General features: G+C 45.0%; 2 protein-coding genes and 1 pseudogene. All 3 read right to left on the bottom strand.

Annotated elements, in window-relative coordinates; translation table 11 throughout:
• Nucleotides 1-234: 234 nt before the first annotated feature.
• Entirely contained in the window at nucleotides 235-1875 is a 1641-nt protein-coding gene (panP, locus tag CXF78_RS17505; RefSeq protein WP_102037476.1) for a pyridoxal-dependent aspartate 1-decarboxylase PanP, read from the bottom strand.
• Nucleotides 1876-2105: 230 nt separating this feature from the next.
• Entirely contained in the window at nucleotides 2106-3275 is a 1170-nt protein-coding gene (locus tag CXF78_RS17500) for a glycerate kinase (RefSeq protein ID WP_102037475.1), read from the bottom strand.
• 20 nt (nucleotides 3276-3295) lie between these two features.
• A pseudogene (locus tag CXF78_RS17495) lies at nucleotides 3296-3441 on the bottom strand (GntP family permease); the annotation flags it as partial.

Below are 3441 nucleotides of genomic sequence, written 5' to 3'. Positions count from 1 at the left end.
GGGATTGCTGTTGATCCCCTTTTGGCCAGTGCAGGGTGGAACCTTGCGATGTTAGTCTGGTGTGGGTGAAGCGCCACGACGTTAGTGGCCGCAGGCCATATCTTAAACCAACTTTTGTCTTAATCTGATTCAGATCATGAGCTTTCATTATGTGTCTGTTTCACCCTGATCTGCTGATACACATGACGTTAAATCAAAGATATAAAAATTGCGGAGATTATTGCCCCTCGCGCGCTATAACGCCAACAGCTGTGGTAAATATTCGCTGTCTAAAGCTGCAATTTCGACTTGCTCGGTGAGCACATCATGCAATATTTGATGACTGGTCAACGGATTGGCCAGTACCACACGAAATACTGTCGTTGGTTGGCGTAAGTATTTTGCCGGTTTAATACGTGTGCGTGACACAAACGATTTACCTTGTTCGCGTTGATGCTTTTGAATAAATTGTGTCAGTCCATCGAGTAGTTCATTGATTGATGCAACTAAAGCGCTGTCTTGGTTGGCTAGAGCTGTAGTGAGTATAGCTTGCACCGATTTTGGTACATAGCGATAGGTCAGTAAACATAACTCCGGTGCTGTGACTAACTCAAAGTCAGCATGTTGGTCGATGATTGATCCAAAGTAACGGGCTTTTTCTAGGCTGTTATTAATGAGAATTTCATAGCCATCACGGCCAATAATCTGAAGACAAGCATGCACTAGCATTGCCATCCCTGGGCGCGAACCTTCCAGCGTTTGACTGCCTAAGTCTTTTGAACCTACCCGTAGAATATATTCAGCATGGTGCACTATGGCTTTAGCCAGTTCAGGATCTTTAAATAGCACCATACCAGCGCCCATTGGAACATACATTTGCTTATGAGCATCGATAGTGACGGAGTCAGCTAATTCGATGCCTTTCAATAAGTGGCTATATTTTTTAGATAATAAACTCGCGCCGCCCCAGGCAGCGTCGACATGAAAATGGCAATTTAGCTCGCTGGCTAACGCTGCTAATTCAGTTAAGGGATCCACATTGCCTGTTTCAGTTGTGCCAGCGATACCGACAATGGCCATCACTTTAATATTTTGTTGTGCCAGCTTTTCTGCTGCATCTCGCATGGCGGCAACATCGACTTTATGATGCTCGTCTGTTGGGATGCTAATGATGTTATCTCGGCCAATACCCAGCAAGTCGGCAGTTTTACCCAAAGAGTAATGACCGCGATCTGACACTAAAATAGCAAGGTCATCATAGCCATAAAAGCGCAATGCTTTCGTCATTCCTTCGCGGGTGACGCCTTTAAAATCGCCGCGTGGTTGTAGCAGCCGGTTTCGGGCAATCCACAGTGCGGTGATATTAGCAACGGTGCCACCTGAGCAAAATGCCCCGAGTGAGTGGTTAGCGCTGTGCATCCATTGATGATAGAAATCATCAGATTGCTGATACACCAAATTATGCATCATGCCTAACACTTGGCGTTCTAATGGAGTAAAGGCTTTGGATGTTTCAATTTTGACTAAATTTTGGTTTAGCCCGACCATCATTTTTGACAGTGGTAACACAAAATAAGGCAAGGCCGAGGTCATGTGTCCAATAAAACTGGGTGCTGAAGTATGGACTGAATGAGCTACTAGGTTTTGCATTATTTCGTCGGCATAATCAGAAACGAACTTGGGATCTGTCGGGATCTGATAGGCGCTAAAGTCGGTTTCAATTTCTGACAGTGGTTTTTCCAGTGCGGCGATGCTATTACCTAAAAAACCTGCGAGGTCTTGAGATAGCTTTTGCTCAATAATGCTCAACGTCGAGGTTGAATCTTCAGGGGCGGTAAAAATACGCAGTAAACTGTCTTCTGAAGCGTTTGCTTGACGGGTGATTTTCGAGGTCATTTTGCTTGCCGTAATGATGAAAACTTCATCCTGATAGCATTGACGGGTGCTTTACGATTAACGCCGCACCTTCAGGACGAAATGAGGGTGCTAACTTTACTGTATGGCTGGTTCCGCTTCAAGCATTTATCGTGTTATTACTACGGATTAGCTGCGGTTATTCAGAAGATGAAAGATGTTGATATGAATAATCCAACACAAATGCGGTAAGGCATTTGTGTTGGATAAGATTACTTACTCGCAAATGAAAGTGACATGATTGCAGCAATGTTGCGCGCGGTATTGGTTAGATTAACCTGAGCTTCAGACAATACTTGCTCTAAGGGCTGCAGCGCAGGAATGATAGGGAAAATAGCGTGCATACCTTCGGCTAAAATAACATCTGCATTTTCACCAAGGCATCCTGAAATGCCAATTACCGGAATATTCTGTTGTTTGGCGACATTCAATACTCCCATGGGGGTTTTACCAAATACGGTTTGACCGTCCATTCGACCTTCACCGGTGATAATGAGATCAGCATTAAGACAATGTTGTGCCAGCTTAACGCTTTTTGTGACAATATCGACCCCAGGTTTTAAGGTTGCATTTAACATTGTCATTACGCCGAACCCCATACCGCCAGCAGCACCAGCCCCAGGGTGCAATTGACAGTGTCCATCAATTGGTTGGTTAAGGTGTTGGTTAATGACATGAGCAAAATGCCCCAAAGCGAGGTCAAGTTGCTCAACCATCTCGGTTGTAGCGCCTTTTTGTGGACCAAAAATAGCACTGGCGCCTCGCGGTCCACATAACGGATTATCGACGTCGCACGCCACTTCAATCACGCACTCCTTAATGGCTGGATGGCATAATTGCATGTCGATGTAATGTAATGTGGCTAGGGCTGCACCCCCCAAAGGTAATGGAGTATTAGTTATATCACTGAGTCTTACGCCTAAGGCCTGCATCATGCCAGCGCCGGCATCGTTAGTCGCACTGCCACCTAGGCCTAAAATGATGTGTCTTATGCCTCTGTCTAATGCATCGGCAATCAACTCACCAGTACCAAAACTGGTGGTTAATAATGGATTACGTTGAGCGGATGGCACCAGGTGTAAACCTGATGCCGCAGCCATTTCGATTATTGCAGTTTGGTTTCCATCCTCATCTAGCTGTCCTAACACGCCATAAAATGCGTTTACAGGTAAACCTAAAGGCCCAGTGACAGTAAGATTAATAATCTGTCCTTGGGTGGCATCGACCATCGCTTGCACAGTACCTTCGCCGCCGTCGGCCATCGGCACCTTACAATATTGCGCGTTTGGGAATACCTGCTTAAATCCATCTTCGATGGCATTAGCTACTTCAAGTGCGCTTAAGCTTTCTTTAAATGAATCTGGTGCAATAACGATTTTCATATAAGACTCTGATTAATAATTTACAGTAAAAATAAACTCAGTAGATAAACGGTAATCATCGCCGTGACACCTTGGACTAAAGTCGCCATTGTTTGAGCTCGATACGCTTGTTTGACGCTCATGCGGCTAAATTGAGTCACCACCCAGAAGAAGCTATCGTTTGCAT

This window comes from Shewanella sp. 11B5 (assembly GCF_002836795.1).
Lineage (GTDB): Bacteria > Pseudomonadota > Gammaproteobacteria > Enterobacterales > Shewanellaceae > Shewanella > Shewanella frigidimarina.
This window is presented reverse-complemented; position numbering and strand designations above follow the sequence as displayed.

Coding starts and splice junctions, on each gene's coding strand:
- panP (WP_102037476.1), bottom strand. CDS start 1,875: ATGACCTCGAAAATCACCCGTCAAGCAAACGCTTCAGAAGACAGTTTA.
- CXF78_RS17500 (WP_102037475.1), bottom strand. CDS start 3,275: ATGAAAATCGTTATTGCACCAGATTCATTTAAAGAAAGCTTAAGCGCA.